This is a genomic window from Bradyrhizobium sp. HKCCYLRH3061 (genome assembly GCF_051168015.1).
Lineage (GTDB): Bacteria > Pseudomonadota > Alphaproteobacteria > Rhizobiales > Xanthobacteraceae > Bradyrhizobium.
Window position 1 is genome coordinate 38,637 of the sequence record NZ_JBNPUE010000016.1, and the last position, 16,478, is coordinate 55,114.

The following is a 16,478-nucleotide window of genomic DNA, read 5'->3' on the forward strand; positions in this document are numbered from 1 at the left end:
GCGGCCGGGGCGGGGACTCCACCCGATTTCTGATTGCGGGGCTAGGGGCGGATGTGAGTGGCCTCGGCCCGTGCCCTTCCTTGTTTGCTCCGTCATTCCGGGGCATTCGCGCGCAAGCGCGAATGAGCCCGGAATCCATACCCACAGGAAGACGTGTGAGGCGAGATGCCCATGACCCGCGTGCCCCACACGACGCCCTGTGGGTATGGGTTCCGGGCTCGCGCTCCGCGCGCCCCGGAACGACAGCGGAGGTGATGGCGCTGCTGCCGCCTGGGCGGCGAGGGTGGGGGGGCTTTCGGCGCGGTCGGTGGTTGTGGCGGCCCCTCACCTCAACCCTCTCCCGGGGAGAGGGAGCGCGCTGCCGTTCGGGCGGCAGCTCGGCTCCAACGGGCTTACATAGCCTACAGCGGATTATACACCGGCCCGCGCTTGGCAGCCTGCAACCCGGCCGTCAGGGCCTTGGCGAAGCTCGCCTTCTCCTCCGGCCCGAGGAAGCTCGCGATGGCGACGCGCTGGCCGCGGGCGACGAGGTAGAGGCGCTCGATGCCGAACTCCTCGTGGCTCTCCGTATCGAGCCGAACCCAGAGCGGGTTGAAGCGCCATTCCATGACGTGGCCCTTGTGGCTGACGCGGCGCAGGCGCAGCTCGGTCAGGGTGATCGTCACGTCTTCATAGGCGTTGGCGCGGCGGAAGTTGACCTTGAAGGCCCAGTAGATCGCCAGCGCGTCGAGGCCGAAGAAGCCGAGCACCGGCCAGGCGCCCATCAGCAGCGAGGCGAGGCCGCCGATGAAGCTGATGGCGCAGACCACGACCATCAGGACCAGAAAGCCGGTGCGGCCGAGCGAGCGATGCGGCGTCAGCCGGGCCGAGAACAGCTCGGGATCAGCGGCGTCGGTGCCGGTCTCCTGATACGCAAAAGCATTGCCTGGCGTCATGGGGCCTCAGTATACCCGGATCATGGCCAAAATCACCCGCCCCCAACGCGCCAAGCCGGCGCCGGTTCGCAAGCCTGCCAAGAAGGCCGCCAAAAAGGCCGCGAAGTCCGCGCCCAAAACGGCTTCCAGGCCGGCAGCGAAAAAGGCCGCCAAGCCGAGCCCGGCGGCGAAGTCCAAGGCCGGCGCGGTCAAGCCGGTCAAGAAAACCTTGAAGGCGACCAAGCCCTGGACCCCGGAAGAGGTGCGCGAGGCGTTCAGCCGCTTTGCGGCGGCCAATCCGGAGCCCAAGGGCGAGCTCGAGCACCTCAACCCGTACACGCTGCTGGTCGCCGTGGTGCTGTCGGCGCAGGCGACGGATGCCGGGGTCAACAAGGCGACGCGACCACTGTTTCAGGTCGCCGACACGCCGCAGAAGATGATCGCGCTCGGCGAGGAGACCTTGCGCGACACCATCAAGACCGTCGGCCTCTATCGCACCAAGGCCAAGAACGTGATCGCGCTGTCGCACAAGCTGATCAACGAGTTCGGCGGCGAGGTGCCGCGCACGCGCGCGGAATTGGAGTCGCTGCCCGGCGCCGGCCGCAAGACCGCGAACGTCGTGCTCAACATGGCGTTCGGCGAGCATACGATGGCAGTCGACACCCATGTGTTTCGCGTCGGCAACCGCACCGGCCTGGCCCCCGGCAAGACCCCGCTCGAGGTCGAGCTCGGGCTGGAGAAGGTGATCCCGGCCGAGTTCATGCTGCATGCCCATCACTGGCTGATCCTGCACGGTCGCTACACGTGCCTGGCGCGCAAGCCGCGCTGCGAGCTGTGCCTGATCAAGGACCTCTGCCGCTGGCCGGAGAAGACCGCCTGATACGTTGAGGACGACGAACGGTTGCACGCGCGCGTGCGATTGACAGTCACCTTTACGTCACGCGCCGACGCGCTCTCACCATCGCCGGGCCACATCGCCGCCCGCATTGGTCATAAGATGGAACAGTAATCCGGGCGATGTGAGTGGCGCGTGAGAATTCCCGCGTTCTCGGACTTTCTGCGCCGGGACGTGGAAGGATCGATCGCATGGACCATACCGCCGCCCTCGTGTCGCTCGCGACCGCTGTGCCGCCGCATCAATTCCGTCAGAACGAAGTGATGGAAGCGGCGCGCGTGGTGCTGTCGCCGCGCTTTCCGCAGTTCGACACGATGGCGAGCCTGTTCGCCAACACCGGCATCCGCCAGCGCTACGGCGTCAAGCCGATCGAATGGTACATGGAGCGGCGCGGCTGGCCGGAGCGGACCGAAGCCTATCTCGAAGGCGCCGAGGCGCTGTTCGTCGACGCGACGAACAAGGCGCTGGCGCAGGCCGATCTCACCGCTGCCGAGATCGACACCATCGTCAGCGTGAGCTCGACCGGCATCGCGACGCCGACCTTGGAAGCGCGCGTCGCCGGCCGCATGGGCTTCCGCTCCGACGTCTCGCGCGTGCCGGTGTTCGGCCTCGGCTGCGCCGGCGGCGTTTCGGGTCTGTCGATTGCCGCGCGGCTGGCGCAGGCGCGGCCCGGCACCAATGTGCTGTTCGTGACCTTCGAATTGTGCACCCTCGCGGTGCGCCACGACGAGCTGAGCAAGGCCAACATCGTCGCGCTCAGCCTGTTCGGCGACGGCGCGGCGGCCGCGATCCTGCGCGCCGGCGATGGCGGCCAGACGCGCGTCGAGGCGACCGGCGAGAAGCTGTGGCCGGATACGCTTGATATCATGGGCTGGAGCGTCGATCCCGAAGGTTTTGGCGTGATCTTCCAGCGCACCATTCCGGACTTCGTCACCGAGAACATGGGCCCCGCGGTCAACGAGATCCTCGGCAACATGAAGCTGTCGGCCGGCGACGTCGACCGCTTCGTCTGCCATCCCGGCGGCGCCAAGGTGATCACGGCGCTGGAGCGCGCGCTGTCGATCGGCCAGGGCACGCTGGATCATGAGCGCGAGATCATCGCCGACTACGGCAACATGTCCGCGCCGACGGTGTTGTTCGTGCTGGAGCGCGCGCGCGCCCGCGGACTGCCGCCGCGCTCGGTGCTGACGGCGCTCGGACCCGGTTTCACCGCAAGCTGCGTTTCATTGAGGCACGCCGCATGACCTTCGCCGCCTTCGTCCTCGCCCTCGTCACCATGCAGCGGCTCGGCGAGCTCGTGCTCGCCCGCCACAACACCAAGCGTCTGCGCGCCATGGGCGCGGTCGAGGTCGGCGCAGACCATTATCCGCTGATGATCTCGATGCACGCGGCCTGGCTGGTCTCGCTGTGGCTGCTCGGCGCCGACCAGGAGGTCGATCCGTGGCTGCTGTCGGGCTTCGTGCTGCTGCAGGGGCTGCGCTGGTGGGTGCTCGCGACGCTCGGTCCGCGCTGGACGACGCGCATCATCATCCTGCCCGGTGCGCCGCTGGTGACCGATGGTCCCTATCGCTACATCTCGCATCCGAACTACCTGGTGGTCGCCGCCGAGATCGCGCTGCTGCCGCTGGCGCTGCATCTGCCGCTGATCGCGCTGATCTTCTCAGGCCTGAATGCGGCGGTGCTGTTCATCCGCATCCGCGCCGAATCGGAAGCACTCACCGGCATCGGCGGCGGCCAGACGGCATGAGCGGGTCGGCCGCGCCGCAGGATCGTCCGAGCCTCGCCACCTGGCTCGGCTTCATCCTGATGTGCGTCGGCATGTTCATGGCGATCCTGGACATCCAGGTGGTGGCGACGTCGCTGCCGACCATCCAGGAGGCGCTCGGCATCACGCCCGAGGCGATGAGCTGGATCCAGACGGCGTATCTGATCGCCGAGATCATCGCCATTCCGCTCACCGGCCTGCTCACGCGCGTGTTCACCTTGCGCTGGCTGTTCACAGGCGCCGTCGGCATCTTCACCGCCGCCTCGCTCGGCTGCGCGTTCAGCGGCGATTTTCACACGCTGCTGGCGTTCCGCGTGCTGCAGGGCTTCTTCGGCGGCCTGTTGATCCCCGTCGTGTTCTCCTCCGTCTTCCTGCTGTTTCCGCCACGCCTGCACGCGGTCGCGACCACCATCGGCGGCGTCGTCGCGGTGCTCGCGCCGACCATCGGGCCTGTGGTCGGCGGCTTCATCACCAACACCTGGTCGTGGCCCTGGCTGTTCCTCATCAACATCGTGCCGGGTGTCATTGCCGCGCTGGTGACGCCTGGCCTGCTGCCGAAGCAGCGCATGGACCTCGCGGAGCTCGACAAGCTCGACCTGTTCGCGCTGCTGCTGCTCGCGGTGTCCCTGGCCAGCCTCGAGCTCGGGCTGAAGGAGGCGCCGAAGGGCGGCTGGCTGTCGTCGAACTGCATTGCGTTCCTGGTGCTGAGCGCGTCATGCCTCACCTTGCTGATCCAGCGCCTGCTCGCCGCGCCATATCCGATCCTGCGGCTCGGCAGCTTCCAGCGGCGGTCGTTCACGCTCGGCTGCCTGTCGAGCTTCTGCCTCGGCATCGGGCTGTTCGGCTCGGTCTATCTGATGCCGGTGTTCCTCGCCTTCGTGCGCGGCCACGATGCGTTCGAGATCGGCAAGATCATGCTGGTGACCGGCGTGGCGCAGCTGATCGCGGCTCCGCTGGTGACGGCACTGGACGGCAAGGTCGATGCGCGTCTGCTGACGGCGTTCGGCTTCGTGCTGTTCGGCGCAGGGCTCGCCGCCAGCGCGTTCCAGCCGCCGACGGCGGACTATCAGGAGATGTTCTGGCCGCAGGTGGTGCGCGGCGTCGGCATCATGTTCTGCCTGCTGCCGCCGACGCGGATCGCGCTCGGCGACCTGCCGCCGGCCGAGGTCGCCGATGCCAGCGGGCTGTTCAACCTGATGCGCAATCTCGGCGGCGCCATCGGCATCGCGCTGATCGACACCATCATCTACGGCCGCGTCGCGCTCCATGCGCAGGCGTTCCGCGACCGCCTGATGGCCGGCGACACCGCCGCCGCCAAGGCGATCGGGCTGGCCCCGGAGCTGCTGCGCAACCGGCCGCGCGGCGTCTCCGAGGAGCAGGCGATCGCCTATGTCCGGCCGCTGGTGGAGAAGGCCTCGCTCGCGCTGTGCGTCAACGAGGCCTGGTCGCTGCTCGCCGGCATAGCCCTGCTCGGCTTCCTGCTGATCCCGTTCGCGCGCAACAAGGCCGTGAGCCTGTCGCCGCGGATGATGGCGCTAGAGGCTGCGCAGCCGGCGCTCCGGCGACGGCTCGATCAGCTCGGGCCGCGGTCCGGATAGGCGCTTGTGCAGGTGGACCATGAAGGCCATGCCGAACAGCGGCGTCGCCAGGTTCACGATCGGGATGGTGACGAAGGCCGCGATGATCAGGCCCGCGGTGAACACGGTCACCGCATTGTCGCGCCGCATCGCCTTCGCTTCCGCCGGCGGCCGGAAGCGCATCGCGGCGAGCTCGAAATATTCGCGGCCGAGCAGCCAGGCGGTGGCGAGGAAGAAGATCACGAAGCCGGCGCCGGCCAGGAACACGAAGGGCAGGGCGATCAGATAGACCAGGATGGTGAGGCCGGCGGCCTTGAGGCCTTCCGCGATCGCGACGCCGAACGGCAGCGCGACGCCGGGGCGCTCGGCCGGATAGTGCTCGCGCTCGACCAGGTCGGCGACGTCGTCGACGAACAGGCTCGCGATCAGCGACGTGATCGCCGGCATCAGCATGATGCCGCCGAACACCACGCCGAACCCGGCGGCGATCGAGATGATCCAGGTCAGCACCTCGAGCGTGCCGTGCGAGTTCGGCCCGAGCATGGCTTCCGCCCAGCCCTCGCCGGCGGTCGCGAGCCAGGTCAAGAGCCGCTGCAGCCCGATCGCGAGCACCGTGACCAGCACCAGCGCCAGCCCGATCGAGCGCCACAGGATCGAGCGCATCGGTGGCGACAGAATCTGCGAAATCGCCTTGATGGCGGCGTCGATCATGGCGGGGTCCCTCGCTGCAAAGCCCGCGGCAGAGGTAGACATGCCGGCGGGCTTCGGCAAGTCCGCCGGCATCGTCTCAAAGATCGGTCGCCCGCAGCCGCAGCGCGTTGCCGACCACGCTGACCGACGACAGCGACATCGCGGCAGCGGCGATGATCGGCGACAGCAGGATGCCGAACACGGGGTAGAGGATGCCGGCCGCGATCGGGATGCCTGCGGCGTTGTAGATGAACGCGAAGAACAGGTTCTGGCGGATGTTGCGCATCGTCGCCGCCGACAGTTTTCGCGCCCGCGCGATGCCGCCGAGATCGCCCTGCAGCAGCGTGACGCCGGCGCTCTCCATCGCCACGTCGGTGCCGGTGCCCATCGCGATGCCGACATCGGCCGCGGCGAGCGCCGGTGCGTCGTTGACGCCGTCGCCGGCCATCGCGACCACCTTGCCGCTGGCGCGCAGCCGGGCGACCACGGCGCTCTTCTGGTCCGGCAGCACCTCGGCCTCGACCTCGGTGATGCCGATCTTGCGCGCGACCGCGGTGGCCGTGGTGCGGTTGTCGCCGGTCAGCATGATCACCTTGATGCCGTCGGCCGCGAGCGCCTTCAGCGCCTCCGGCGTCGAGGCCTTGACCGGATCGGCAATCGCGAACAACGCGGCCGGTTTGCCGTCAACGGCCATCGTGATCACGGTCGCGCCCTCTTCGCGCAGCCGCTTGCTCTCGACCCCCAGCGTATCGGTGATGATGCCGAGCGAGGCGAGATAGGTGGCATTGCCGAGCACGACCGACTTGCCGTCGATCTCACCGCGCGCGCCCTTGCCGGTCGGTGCGTCGAAGTTCTTGACGTCGGCGAGCTTGAGGTTGCGCTCGCTGGCGCGCCGGACGATGGCCTCGGCGAGCGGATGCTCGCTGGCGCGCTCGACGCTGGCGGCCAGCCGCAGCGCCTCAGACTCGTCGAAGCCTTGAGCGGTGACGATGCTGGTGACCTTCGGCTTGCCCTCGGTCAAGGTGCCGGTCTTGTCGACGACCAGCGTATCGACCTTCTCCATCCGCTCGAGGGATTCGGCGCTCTTGATCAGCACGCCGGCCTGGGCGCCGCGGCCGACCCCGACCATGATCGACATCGGCGTCGCCAGGCCGAGCGCGCAGGGACAGGCGATGATCAGCACGCTGACCGCGGCGACGAGGCCGAAGGCGAAGCGCGGCTCGGGGCCGAAGACGTACCACGCGACGAAGGCGGCAATGGCAGCTGCGATCACCGTCGGCACGAACCAGCCCGCGACCTGGTCGGCGAGGCGCTGGATCGGCGCGCGCGAGCGCTGCGCATCGGCGACCATCTGCACGATCTGCGACAGCAGCGTCTCGCGGCCGACCTTGTCGGCGCGCATCACGAAGCTGCCGGTCTGGTTCAACGTGCCGGCGATGACGCGCTCGCCCTCGTCCTTGGTGACAGGCATCGATTCGCCGGTGACCAGCGATTCGTCGAGCGACGAGCGGCCTTCGAGGATGACGCCGTCGACCGGCACCTTCTCACCGGGACGCACGCGCAGCCGGTCGCCGACCGCGAGCTCGACGATCTCCACCTCATGATCGGTGCCGTCGGCATCGAGCCGCCGCGCCGTCTTCGGCGCCAGCTGCAGCAGCGCCTTGATCGCGCCCGACGTCGCCTCGCGTGCGCGCAGCTCGAGCACCTGGCCGAGCAGGACGAGGATGGTGATGACCGAGGCCGCCTCGAAATACACCGCCACCGCGCCGCCATGGCCGCGGAACGCCGGCGGAAACGCCTGCGGCGCCAGGGTCGCGATCACGCTGTAGACATAGGCGACGCCCGTACCCATCGCGATCAAGGTGAACATGTTGAGATTGCGGGTCTGGACCGATTGCCAGCCGCGCACGAGGAACGGCCAGCCGGCCCACAGCACCACCGGCGTCGCCAGCGCGAACTGGATCCAGTTCGACAGCACGGGATCGATCAGGCCGTGGCCGCCGACGAGGTGCCCGCCCATCTCCAGCACGACCACGGGAGCTGCCAGCACCGCGCCGATCCAGAATCGTCTGATCATGTCGGCGAGCTCGGGATTGGGCGCATCGTCGAGGCTGATGACGTCGGGCTCCAGCGCCATGCCGCAGATCGGGCAGGTGCCTGGGCCTTCCTGCCGGATCTCGGGATGCATCGGGCAGGTGTAGATCGTGCCTGCCGGCATCTCCGGCGGCGGCTCGCGCTCGCCGAGATATTTGTCGGGCTCGGCCGCGAATTTGGTGCGGCAGCCGGCCGAGCAGAAATGGAACGTGTGACCCGCGTGCTCGAAGCGATGTTTCGAGGTCGCGGGATCGACGCTCATGCCGCAGACGGGATCGATCACCTTCGCGTCGTCATGCTGATGCGCGTGATGGTCATGACCGCCACAGCACGACGCCGCGGCTGCAGGCGCGGCCGTCACGAGATACTTGGCGGGATCGGCGGCGAACTTGGTGCGGCAGCTCGCGGAGCAGAAATGGAAGGTCTGTCCCTGATGTTCGAAGCGGTGCTTGGAGATCGCGGGATCGACGGACATGCCGCAGACGGGATCCTTCACCTTCGCGCTCGGCGGCGGCGCCTCGTCACGGCCGCCGCAGCAGCCACCATGGTTGTGCGCTGGTGTCGCATCGGCACGATCACTGCAACATCCCTCTGCAGCCGCGGTCTCTTGTCCGGTTTCCACCGCGCTCGCCTGTGGTCCACAGCCGCATCCGCTGGCCTTGACCGCTGCGGCGCCATGTCCGTGTTCGGTTCCCGACATTGCCCAGCCTCGCCTCTTGAAACCTATACCCTGTAGGGGTATATAGGCCGTATGCGCGAGGACATCAAGACATCCTGTCAGAAACGTTTGAGCCGGATCGAAGGGCAGGTCAGGGGCCTGTCGAAAATGGTCGAGGACAACCGCTACTGCATCGACATCGTGACCCAGATCTCCGCTGTCAGGGCGGCGCTGCGACGGGTCGAGGAGGAGATTCTACGCGACCACGTCGCCCATTGCGTCGAGCACGCCATCGCATCGGGCGACAAGGCCGATCAACGGCAGAAGATCGCGGAGTTGATGGATGTGATCAGCCGGTCGGATCGCTGAGGCCAGCCCGGGTCAGACTGCCACTTTTTTGCGGCGTCGTGCGGTCGGACGTGGCGCGACGTTTCGTACCGGCTCGGCGACGAGAAAATGCTCGCTGACCACGAGCCGCTCGCCGAGCTTCGCAACTATTTCCTCAGCCGCAGCCTGCTGCGTCGCTTCTTCGTCAGCCGTCTCAGGAACGAGCGGCGGCGCTGTGATGGCTCCTGGAAACACGGCGAACTCGCCCGCTACCTCCGCGAGCGGCTTCTGCTTGTCGGCCCAATGCAGCGTCGTGTAGTCGAATCCATTGACGATGGTCGGCTTGACGATCTCGAAATAGGGCGAGATGTCGAAGTCGCGCGGCATGTAGAGCGACGAATCGCGGATGTGCAGGATCTCGCGCTTGGCGCGCCGCGATGGCGCCCGCGTGATCTTCGGCAGGATCGGATAGCGCACCGCATCGAACGCCTGCGCGATCAGCGCCGAGCAGATCATCTTGGTCGGATCGCCCGAGCCCAGCGCGATCATGCGCCGCCGCCAGCGTTGCGGAATCGGCATCGGGATCAGATAGCGCATCAGGTCGATGATGTTCTTGGTGTCGTAGCCGAAGCCGATGCGATTGATGGCGTAGCGGCACACCGTGTGCCGGTCCTCATACGTTAGTCCGACCGGCCGGCAGACACGGGTGTGATAGGCGAAATATTTCGACAGCGGCGCCGAGATCACGCCATCGCCGACATAGGCCTCGACCAGCACGTGCGGCTCCCCATCGGGCTCGACGGCGCCGTCGATCGGTCCGACATAGAGCGCGGCATGCGACCAGGTCGACTGCGTGAGGTATTTGATGATGCCGGAAATACGGCTGTTGCCCTCGACGAGCAGCACGTCGCCGGGCTGGACATCCTTGCGCAGATAGTCCGGATCGCTCGGCGTGAACGGCTCATAGCCCGGGATCTCCTTCTGGAGATAGGCGGCAATCAGCTTGCCGATGTGATCGAGCACGATACCCATAACGCTCCCCGGGCGACCTTGGCCGGTCGCCGGCTTTTTCCCTTCTTCCATGATGGTCGATTGCGGTTGCAATTTGGTTCATAGTCGATGCGTTCTGCACGGTATCACGTTTACCATCCCGGTTGCCGCAGCGCGGCAGATGCGGCAAATTCGGCGGGTATTCGTTTGATTCAAAAGCTTTCGGAAACCATGTCATGAATGTCACGCGCCGCGGCTTCCTCTCCGCTTCCGCGGCGCTGGCCGCGCTGCCTATTGCCGGCCGCGCCGCGCAGGCGGCTGTTCCACGCGAGGCTGACATTGTCGTGATCGGGGCGGGAGCGGCGGGAATCGCCGCGGCCCGTCGGATCGTCGCGGCCAACCGCAAGGTCGTGGTGCTGGAGGCCGCGCCGCAGCCCGGCGGCCGTTGCAGCACGGATACTGCCATCTTCGGCGTGCCGTTCGATCGCGGCGCCCGCTGGCTGCTCAATGCCGACGGCAATCCCATCAGCAGGCTCGCGCGGGGTCTCGGGCTCGATCTCGTCGCGGCCCCCGTCGGGCAGAAGATCCGGGTCGGTCGGCGCAATGCGCGGCCCGGTGAGACCGAGCAGTTCCTGGCGGGGCTGGTGCGCGCCAATCGCGCCATCGACGAGGCGGCGCGCGGCAAGCTCGACACCTCCTGCGCCGCGGCGCTGCCGAAGGATCTGGGCGACTGGACCAGCACCACCGCGTTCGTGCTCGGCGCCAGCGCGACCGGGAAGGATCTCGCCGATCTCTCCGCGATCGACAAGGCGCGTGCGCAGGATCGCAGCGCGCCGCTGGCCTGCCGCCAGGGGCTGGGCACGTTCATCGCCAGGCTCGGCGAAGCGTTGCCGTTGTCGCTGTCGACGCCGGCAACGCGCGTCGTGTGGGCCAACCGCGACGTCGCGGTGGAAACGCCGGCGGGGCGGATCGTGGCGCGCGCCGTCATCCTCACGGTGTCGACCAACGTGCTGACATCAGGCGCCATCAAGTTCGCCCCCGAGCTGCCCAAGCGGCAGCTCGACGCCGCCGCCAAGCTCAGCCTCGGCAGCTACGATCACATTGCGCTGATGCTGGCGGGCAATCCGCTCGGCCTGTCGCGGGACGAGGTCATCATCGAGCAGAGCAATTCCAACCGCACGGGTCTGTTGCTGGCCAATATCGGCGGATCGTCGCTCTGCGCCGTCGATGTTGCCGGCGCCTTCGGCCGCGAACTCTCAGCGCAGGGCGAGGCGGCGATGGTCGACTTCGCGAGGGACTGGATCGGCAAGCTGTTTGGAAGCGAGGCCGCCGCGGCGGTGAAATCGTCCGCAGCCACGCGCTGGAACCAGGCGCCGGGCGTGCTCGGCGCGATGTCGGCGGCCACGCCCGGCAGCCAGGGGGCGCGCAAGATCCTCGGCGAACCCCTCGGTCCGCTTTTCCTGGCGGGCGAGGCGACGCACGAAACGCTGTGGGGCACGGTCGACGGCGCCTGGGACTCCGGCGAACGTGCCGCCGAAGCCGCGCTGCGGCGGATCGGCGCGCTGAAGGATCCCGAGCCGGAGCCGAGCAGTGAGCGGCAACGACCACGCCGTCGCGGCAAGGTGCGGTCGGCCTCGCCTGAGGATTGACATTCGATCGTCGCGCTAAGATCGCAACATGGATGCGGTGCCCGTGACTGCGCCCTCTCCCCTTGTGGGACCCACAAGGGGAGAGGGCCTTGAAATGTACAGTCGTTGTGCTCGCTATTTGCAGCTTTGCTGATCTAGCTTACACCGGCAGCTTCAGCTCCATCAAATCCTTCGCCACGATGATCCGGCCCGAGTAGTTCTTCTTCACGTCCCGGGTCCAATCCTCGTCGGTCACTTCGGGATCATCACCGGGCACGAAGTGGCTGAGCACCAGCACCTTCACGCCTGCCGCCGCAGCGATACGCCCGACGTCCTCGGTCGTCGTGTGGCTGTCGAGCAGGTGCTTCTTCAGCGTCGAGCCGTTCTTCGTTTTCGCGACCAGGCGATCGACCGCCGGCACATACAGGCATTCGTGCACCAGCACGTCGGCGCCCCTGGCGAACTCGGCGAGCTTGGGATTGTAGGCGGTGTCGCTCGAGAACACGATCGTGCCGTCCGGGGTCTCGAACTTGTAGGCGAAATTGTCGGTGATCGGCGGATGCGGCGTGCGGAACGCGGTCACCGTCACATCCGCCGTCTTCAGCACGACGCCGTCCGCGTCGATGTCCTTCGCGACCAGGAGCGGCCGAGGATCAGGCCTGCCTTCATCTGTGATGCGGGTGTCGACGTCGAACTTGTTGGTTTCCCAGAAACTCCTGGTCATCGCCTCCAGGCCCTTGGGTCCGAACGACTGGATCGGCGTCGACAATCCTGCGGCCCAGGCGTTGTAGAACAGGTTGCCGTATTCGAGATTGTGATCGGAATGGTGATGGCTGATTAGGATGTACTTGACCGACGGGATCGGAACGCCCGCATTGACGAGCTGACGGCTGACGCCCATGCCGCAATCGATCACGAACGGCGTGCCGTTGACGACGACGAGATTGGCCGGATTGGAGGCGCCGACGCCGACGCGTGGTCCGCCTTTGGTGCCGAGGAAGACGATGCGCGTGCCGGTCTTGGCGCCTTGCGCGAACACCGAGCGCGCTGCGACAGCTCCGGCTGTGCCCAGCGCGAGCGACAACATCCTGCGGCGATTGATCATGGTGTCCTCCCGGTCGGTCTCGTTGCGGGGAGGCTAGCCTCGCCCGAGCACGCCGTCGAGGGCCGGCAGGCCGGCGATCACGGCGATTGCGATCAGCGCATAGCAGATGGCGCGGAACACTTGCTCGCTGGCGCGGCCGAACAGCGACGCGCCGAACGCAACGCCAAGCGCGTAGATCGGCCCGATCAGCAGCGAGAGCTTCAGCGAATCCCAGGTGATCAGCCCGCTCATCGCGTAGCTCACCATCGCGAAGAAGTCCGATGCGCCGAAGAACAGCACGATGTTCGCCCGCGCGATCTTTGGCGGGATCGGGCGTCCCAGCCAGTAGCCGACGATCGGCGGGCCCCCGGTCTGCGCCAGTCCGCTGCAAAATCCGGAGATACAGCCGACAGCGACCGACAGTGCGGTGTACTCCCTGCCGCGATAGCGCCAGCCGGACAGCAGCAGCGCAAGCAGCGCGAGCACGAAACCGGTGATGATCCAGCGGACGGTGACCGGGTCCAGCCGGCTGAGGAAATAGGTGCCCACGGGCACGCCGACCAACGCGCCCGCAACGATCACCGCGGTGGCCTTACGGTCGGCCTCGCGCCAGGCCGGCGCCACCATCGGGGCCATCGAGACGAAATCGATCACCAGCAGCAGCGGCGCGACCAGACGGGGCGTCGCAAAGCTGCTCGCGAGCGGCATGAAGATCAGCGCCGAGCCGAAGCCGGAGAAGCCGCGCGCGGTCGCAGCGATAAAAGCCGTGATCGCCAGCGCGACCGTCGCGAACGAGCTGAGGTCGGCAGGGATGAGCCCGGACAGGCTCATCCGCGCAACGTGCCGCCGGTCTTCTTGGCGACGTCGGCGGTGATCTTCGCCGCGACTGCGTCGATCTCCTCGTCGGTCATGGTCTTGTCGCGTGGCTGCAGGGTCACGGCGATCGCGACCGACTTCTTGCCGTCCTCGATGCCCTTGCCCTCGTAGACGTCGAACACGGTAACATCCGTGATCAGCTTCTTGTCGACGCCCTGCGCGGCGCGCACGATGTCGCCGGCTTTGACCTTGCGATCGACGATGAAGGCGAAGTCGCGCGACACCGGCTGGAATGCCGAGAGCTCGAGCACCGGCTTGGCGCGGGTCGGCTTCGCCTTGGCGGCCGGAATGCGATCGAGGATGACCTCGAAAGCGACGAGCGGGCCGTCGACCTTCAGGGCCTCCAGCGTGCGCGGATGCAGCTCGCCGAAATGTCCGAGCACGTTCTGCGGTCCCATCTGGATGGTGCCGGAGCGACCCGGATGCATCCAGGCCGGACCGCCGGCAACGATCTGCAGCGACGCCATCGGCGCGCCGGCCGCCGCCAGCACGGCCAGCGCATCGGCCTTGGCGTCGTAGGCACTGGCCGACTGCGATCCCGTCCAATGCCGGCCGAGTCCCTTCGCCGAGGCGATGCCACGGCGGATGCCGCTCGCGGCCACGAACTGATCCGTGGGGCCGTCGCCCTTGAAGACCTGCCCGACCTCGAAGATCGCGGCATCGCCGAAGCCGCGATCGGCGTTGGCCTGCACAGTCGCGATCAGGCCCGGCAAAAGGCTCGGGCGCATGTCCGAGAGATCGGCCGCGATCGGATTGGCGAGTGCGAGTTGGGCCTTGCCGCCGCCGAACAATTCGGCGGCCGGCTTCGAGATGAATGACCACGTCACGGCTTCGACCATGCCGCGTGCCGCCAACGCGCGCTTGGCGCGCCGCGTGCGCAATTGCAGCGGCGTCAGCACCGGCTTGCGCGGCGCATCGCCGCGCTCGAACGGCGTCATCGGCACCTTGTCGACGCCGACGATGCGCACGATTTCCTCGACGATGTCAGCCTTGCCGTGGACGTCGCTGCGCCAGGAGGGCACCGCGACCTTCACGACCGGGCCATTGCCTGCGACCACGAAGCCGAGATGCGTCAGGATCCGCCGCATCTCGGTCAGTGGCACCTCGATGCCCGCCAGCCGCTTCACCTCGGTGAGCGGGAAGTCGACGATGCGGTCATCGCCGAAGGGATTGCCGACGACGAGGATTTCCGATGGCGTGCCGCCGCACAGGTCGAGCACCAGCCTGGTCGCCATCTCCAGGCCCGGCACCATGAAGGCCGGATCGACGCCGCGCTCGAAGCGGTAGCGCGCATCGGAGTTGATGCCGAGCTTGCGGCCGGTCTGGGCGATGTTGATCTCGTTCCACAGCGCCGATTCGATCAGCACGTCGGTGGTGTCTTCATCGCAGCCCGACGCCTCGCCGCCCATGATGCCGGCGAGCGATTCGACAGCGGCGTCATCGGCGATGACGCACATCGAATCGTCGAGCGTGTAGGTACGGCCGTCCAGCGCCAGCAGCGTCTCACCGTCGCGGGCGCGGCGGACGACCAGGTTGCCCTTGACCTTCTTGGCATCGAACACGTGCAGCGGACGCGCGCGGTCGAATGTCATGTAGTTGGTGATGTCGACGAGCGCGTTGATCGGGCGCAGGCCGATCGAGGTCAGGCGCTGCTGCAGCCATTTCGGCGACGGGCCGTTCTTGACGCCGCGCACCAGCCGCAGCGCGAAGCCGGGACACAGCTTCTCGTCTTCGAGCACGACTTTCACGGGACAGGGGAATTCGCCCTTCATCGGCTTGATGCCGGGGTCTTTCAGCTTACCCATGTCGGCGGCAGCGAGGTCGCGTGCGATGCCGTGCACGCCGGTGCAGTCCTGGCGGTTCGGCGTCAGATTGATCTCGAACTGGGGATCGCCGAGCCCGGCCCATTCGGCATAGGGGGTGCCGATCGGCGCATCCGCCGGCAGCTCCATGATGCCGTCGTGATCGTCGGAGATCTCAAGCTCGGCCGCCGAGCACAGCATGCCGCGGCTCTCGACACCTCTGATCGTGCCGACCGAGAGCGTGATGTTCTTACCGGGGATGTAGGTGCCGGGCGGCGAGAACACCGACACCAGCCCCGCGCGCGCATTCGGCGCGCCGCAGACCACCTGCACCGGCGCGCCACCGTCACCGGTGTCGACCATGCAGACGCGCAGCCGGTCGGCGTTCGGGTGCTGCTCGGCGGAGACGACGCGCGCAATCCTATACGGCGCGAGCAGCTTCGCCTTGTCCTCGAGATGCTCGACCTCGAGGCCGATCATCGTGAGCTTGTCGGCGATTGTCTCGACCGACTCATCGGTGTCGAGATGGTCCTTCAGCCAGGACAGCGTGAATTTCATGGCTGCATGCCTCGGATCTTGCTGGTGTTTGTATCGTGAGTGTGGTCGTGTTCGCTGTCTTGGTCGCTTGCGACGCTCTTTCCGCTCCCTCCCCCCTTGTGGGGGAGGGGTGGGGAGGGGGGTAAGCCGCGGGCGCGGTCGGCAATGGCTTGGCGGATTGCCGCAACAACACCTTCCAGATTCGAGGTCACCTGCTCATTAGTGAAGCGGAGGACCTCGAAGCCTTCGGCTGCGAAGAAGGCGTCACGCTCGGCGTCTCTTGCCTGCCATTCGGTGAAATCGTGCGACTCGCCATCGAGCTCGATCACGGGCTTGGCCGAGAAGCAGGCGAAGTCTGCGATGTAGTTGCGAAATGGCACCTGGCGGCGAAAGCTGGCGCCGTCAATTCGGTCGGCCTTGATGTAGCGCCACAGCAGCGTCTCGGCGCGCGTCATCGCCTGGCGAAGTTGCTTCGCTCGGTTGCGCTGGCGGTTGCTGACAACGGCGTGCGGCATCCTGGGCTACCCCCCTCCCTGACCCTCCCCCACAAGGGGGGAGGGAACGGAGAGACCGATGGTTGTCGAAGTAAGAGCGCGCAGATCCCAGCCCTCCCCCGCAAGCGGGAGAGGGAGTCCTAGCGT

14 protein-coding genes are annotated in these 16,478 nt (G+C 67.2%); 6 read left to right on the forward strand and 8 right to left on the reverse strand.

Features of this window, described 5'->3' with window-relative positions:
* Positions 1 to 401 precede the first annotated feature (401 nt).
* Positions 402 to 935 (reverse strand): DUF2244 domain-containing protein, encoded by a 534-nt coding sequence (locus ACQR2C_RS23860; RefSeq protein ID WP_434882264.1) that lies wholly within the window; start codon positions 933 to 935, stop codon positions 402 to 404.
* Between the two features lie 22 nt (positions 936 to 957).
* Here ACQR2C_RS23860 and nth point away from each other — a divergent pair, with 22 nt between their 5' ends.
* The 4 genes from nth (at position 958) to ACQR2C_RS23880 (ending at position 5,172) form a co-directional block, all read left to right on the forward strand.
* Complete coding sequence (gene nth, locus ACQR2C_RS23865) at positions 958 to 1,794, forward strand: endonuclease III (RefSeq protein WP_434882265.1); 837 nt, start codon at positions 958 to 960, stop codon at positions 1,792 to 1,794.
* A 206-nt stretch (positions 1,795 to 2,000) separates the two neighbouring features.
* Complete coding sequence (locus ACQR2C_RS23870) at positions 2,001 to 3,053, forward strand: type III polyketide synthase (protein ID WP_434882266.1); 1,053 nt, start codon at positions 2,001 to 2,003, stop codon at positions 3,051 to 3,053.
* Positions 3,050 to 3,556, forward strand: coding sequence for an isoprenylcysteine carboxyl methyltransferase family protein (locus ACQR2C_RS23875; protein ID WP_315716838.1), 507 nt, complete (start codon positions 3,050 to 3,052; stop codon positions 3,554 to 3,556). The genes ACQR2C_RS23870 and ACQR2C_RS23875 overlap by 4 nt, the downstream gene beginning before the upstream one ends.
* Entirely contained in the window at positions 3,553 to 5,172 is a 1,620-nt protein-coding gene (locus tag ACQR2C_RS23880) for a DHA2 family efflux MFS transporter permease subunit (RefSeq protein WP_434882267.1), read from the forward strand. Before ACQR2C_RS23875 ends, ACQR2C_RS23880 begins: the two co-directional genes overlap by 4 nt.
* On the opposite strand, the gene ACQR2C_RS23885 is transcribed toward ACQR2C_RS23880, so the two are convergent.
* Complete coding sequence (locus ACQR2C_RS23885; protein ID WP_316183009.1) at positions 5,110 to 5,862, reverse strand: sulfate transporter family protein; 753 nt, start codon at positions 5,860 to 5,862, stop codon at positions 5,110 to 5,112. The genes ACQR2C_RS23880 and ACQR2C_RS23885 overlap by 63 nt on opposite strands.
* A 76-nt stretch (positions 5,863 to 5,938) precedes the next feature.
* Positions 5,939 to 8,635, reverse strand: coding sequence for a heavy metal translocating P-type ATPase (locus ACQR2C_RS23890; protein WP_434882268.1), 2,697 nt, complete (start codon positions 8,633 to 8,635; stop codon positions 5,939 to 5,941).
* 51 nt (positions 8,636 to 8,686) lie between these two features.
* Between ACQR2C_RS23890 and ACQR2C_RS23895 the strand changes: the two genes are divergently transcribed.
* Positions 8,687 to 8,962: a metal-sensitive transcriptional regulator gene (locus tag ACQR2C_RS23895; RefSeq protein WP_315805626.1), complete on the forward strand. Its 276-nt coding sequence runs from the start codon at positions 8,687 to 8,689 to the stop codon at positions 8,960 to 8,962.
* A 12-nt stretch (positions 8,963 to 8,974) separates the two neighbouring features.
* Here ACQR2C_RS23895 and ACQR2C_RS23900 read toward each other — a convergent pair whose 3' ends face one another.
* On the reverse strand, positions 8,975 to 9,952 hold the full coding sequence (locus ACQR2C_RS23900) for a YiiX/YebB-like N1pC/P60 family cysteine hydrolase (protein ID WP_434882269.1): 978 nt from the start codon (positions 9,950 to 9,952) through the stop codon (positions 8,975 to 8,977).
* 194 nt (positions 9,953 to 10,146) lie between these two features.
* On the opposite strand from ACQR2C_RS23900, the gene ACQR2C_RS23905 reads away from it, so the two are divergent.
* On the forward strand, positions 10,147 to 11,559 hold the full coding sequence (locus ACQR2C_RS23905; protein WP_434882270.1) for a flavin monoamine oxidase family protein: 1,413 nt from the start codon (positions 10,147 to 10,149) through the stop codon (positions 11,557 to 11,559).
* A gap of 139 nt (positions 11,560 to 11,698) precedes the next feature.
* Here ACQR2C_RS23905 and ACQR2C_RS23910 read toward each other — a convergent pair whose 3' ends face one another.
* The 4 genes from ACQR2C_RS23910 to ACQR2C_RS23925 are packed head-to-tail and all read right to left on the reverse strand — an operon-like array spanning position 11,699 to position 16,352.
* On the reverse strand, positions 11,699 to 12,643 hold the full coding sequence (locus ACQR2C_RS23910; protein WP_434882271.1) for an MBL fold metallo-hydrolase: 945 nt from the start codon (positions 12,641 to 12,643) through the stop codon (positions 11,699 to 11,701).
* 33 nt (positions 12,644 to 12,676) lie between these two features.
* Entirely contained in the window at positions 12,677 to 13,453 is a 777-nt protein-coding gene (locus tag ACQR2C_RS23915; protein ID WP_434882272.1) for a sulfite exporter TauE/SafE family protein, read from the reverse strand.
* Positions 13,450 to 15,858, reverse strand: a complete 2,409-nt coding sequence (gene pheT / locus ACQR2C_RS23920) for a phenylalanine--tRNA ligase subunit beta (RefSeq protein ID WP_434882273.1) — start codon at positions 15,856 to 15,858, stop codon at positions 13,450 to 13,452. The genes ACQR2C_RS23915 and pheT overlap by 4 nt, the downstream gene beginning before the upstream one ends.
* Positions 15,855 to 16,352, reverse strand: coding sequence for an endonuclease domain-containing protein (locus ACQR2C_RS23925; protein WP_434882274.1), 498 nt, complete (start codon positions 16,350 to 16,352; stop codon positions 15,855 to 15,857). The genes pheT and ACQR2C_RS23925 overlap by 4 nt, the downstream gene beginning before the upstream one ends.
* Positions 16,353 to 16,478 lie beyond the last annotated feature (126 nt).

Excerpts from the sequence above, each read along its gene's own strand:
- ACQR2C_RS23860 (WP_434882264.1), bottom strand. The coding sequence starts at position 935 with ATGACGCCAGGCAATGCTTTTGCGTATCAGGAGACCGGCACCGACGCC.
- nth (WP_434882265.1), top strand. The coding sequence starts at position 958 with ATGGCCAAAATCACCCGCCCCCAACGCGCCAAGCCGGCGCCGGTTCGC.
- ACQR2C_RS23870 (WP_434882266.1), top strand. The coding sequence starts at position 2,001 with ATGGACCATACCGCCGCCCTCGTGTCGCTCGCGACCGCTGTGCCGCCG.
- ACQR2C_RS23875 (WP_315716838.1), top strand. The coding sequence starts at position 3,050 with ATGACCTTCGCCGCCTTCGTCCTCGCCCTCGTCACCATGCAGCGGCTC.
- ACQR2C_RS23880 (WP_434882267.1), top strand. The coding sequence starts at position 3,553 with ATGAGCGGGTCGGCCGCGCCGCAGGATCGTCCGAGCCTCGCCACCTGG.
- ACQR2C_RS23885 (WP_316183009.1), bottom strand. The coding sequence starts at position 5,862 with ATGATCGACGCCGCCATCAAGGCGATTTCGCAGATTCTGTCGCCACCG.
- ACQR2C_RS23890 (WP_434882268.1), bottom strand. The coding sequence starts at position 8,635 with ATGTCGGGAACCGAACACGGACATGGCGCCGCAGCGGTCAAGGCCAGC.
- ACQR2C_RS23895 (WP_315805626.1), top strand. The coding sequence starts at position 8,687 with ATGCGCGAGGACATCAAGACATCCTGTCAGAAACGTTTGAGCCGGATC.
- ACQR2C_RS23900 (WP_434882269.1), bottom strand. The coding sequence starts at position 9,952 with ATGGGTATCGTGCTCGATCACATCGGCAAGCTGATTGCCGCCTATCTC.
- ACQR2C_RS23905 (WP_434882270.1), top strand. The coding sequence starts at position 10,147 with ATGAATGTCACGCGCCGCGGCTTCCTCTCCGCTTCCGCGGCGCTGGCC.
- ACQR2C_RS23910 (WP_434882271.1), bottom strand. The coding sequence starts at position 12,643 with ATGATCAATCGCCGCAGGATGTTGTCGCTCGCGCTGGGCACAGCCGGA.
- ACQR2C_RS23915 (WP_434882272.1), bottom strand. The coding sequence starts at position 13,453 with ATGAGCCTGTCCGGGCTCATCCCTGCCGACCTCAGCTCGTTCGCGACG.
- pheT (WP_434882273.1), bottom strand. The coding sequence starts at position 15,858 with ATGAAATTCACGCTGTCCTGGCTGAAGGACCATCTCGACACCGATGAG.
- ACQR2C_RS23925 (WP_434882274.1), bottom strand. The coding sequence starts at position 16,352 with ATGCCGCACGCCGTTGTCAGCAACCGCCAGCGCAACCGAGCGAAGCAA.